This window comes from Chromohalobacter sp. 296-RDG (assembly GCF_029889885.1).
Lineage (GTDB): Bacteria > Pseudomonadota > Gammaproteobacteria > Pseudomonadales > Halomonadaceae > Chromohalobacter.
In genome coordinates this window covers 1-1,160 of sequence record NZ_JARANY010000219.1, presented here as the reverse complement: position 1 = coordinate 1,160, position 1,160 = coordinate 1, and the positions used below count along the sequence as shown (strand labels likewise).

Genomic DNA, 1,160 nt, shown 5'->3' with positions numbered 1-1,160 from the left:
TTCTGGAGTTTCCTGACCGATGTGTTTACGAATCGCCAGGCGACGCGCCTGTTCGGTGCCATCGCCGCCGGCGGAAGCGCCGGCGCGATCGGCGGCCCGGCGATCACCGGCGTGCTGGCCCAGCAACTCGAGCCGGCAAGCCTGTTGCCCATCGCCGCCGTGATTCTCGCCTGCACCTTGCCGTGCATGTGGGTGCTGGAACGCTTCTCCGACCGCAGTAGCGAGCACGGCACCACGAATCAGCCGCTCGGCGGTACGCTTTTCGAGGGGGTCAAGGCGGTCCTGCAGTCGCGTTACCTACTCGGCATCTGCCTGTTCATCTGGCTGTACACGACGCTGGCCACGTTCCTGTATTTCATCCAGGCCGATATCATCAGCAATGCCCTCGATGACAGTGGCGATCGCACCGCGATGTTCGCGGCCATCGACCTGCTCACCAACACCCTCACCGTGGGTATCCAGCTGTTTCTCACCGCCCGGTTCGTGCAGTACTTTGGCCTCGGCCGTGCGTTGTCATTCGTGCCACTGCTCGTCGCCGCGGGCTTTGTGGTGCTGGTCGCGGCCCCCATGCTACTCAGTATCGCCGCGGTTCAGGTGATCCGGCGTGCCGGCAACTACGCACTGGCCAAACCGGGCCGGGAGATGCTGTTCACGGTCGTGCCCCGATTCGAGAAGTACAAGTCGAAGAATTTCATCGATACCGTGGTCTATCGCGGGAGTGACGCCATCGCGGGCTGGGCCTATACCGGATTGACGGGGCTCGGATTGGGTATCAGCGGCATCTCGGTCGTCGCTATTCCACTGGCGGTGCTGTGGGCGGTTATCGGCTATCGCCTCGGCGTATCGCGGCAGGCGCGGGCCACCGACACTGCAACGCCCGTCTCGACGGCGGCAAGGAGAATCCCATGACCGGCGACAACGATTTTCCCGACAAGCACGGCGCCATATCGCGCCGCACCTTCCTCCAGTTGTCCGCAGGCGCCGGGGTGTTGGCCGCCCTTGGCCCGACGGCGCTGAGCGCCGCACCGGAAGCGCTGAACATGCGTGAAATTCCGGCGTCCGGACAGCGCATTCCAGTCGTCGGCCTCGGCACCGCGCGGACCTTCGATGTCGACCCCGATCACGCCGCAGCGATGCAGCCGCTGGAAAAGGTACTGCAG

General features: G+C 64.6%; 2 protein-coding genes. Both read left to right on the top strand.

Features of this window, described 5'->3' with window-relative positions; genetic code table 11:
* Positions 1–909: MFS transporter (locus OP495_RS18025; RefSeq protein ID WP_280571150.1), on the top strand; the 909-nt coding region annotated here is incomplete at its 5' end.
* Positions 906–1,160 (top strand): twin-arginine translocation signal domain-containing protein (locus tag OP495_RS18020; protein WP_280571149.1); only part of this gene is annotated, 255 nt, incomplete at its 3' end. The genes OP495_RS18025 and OP495_RS18020, both read left to right, overlap by 4 nt.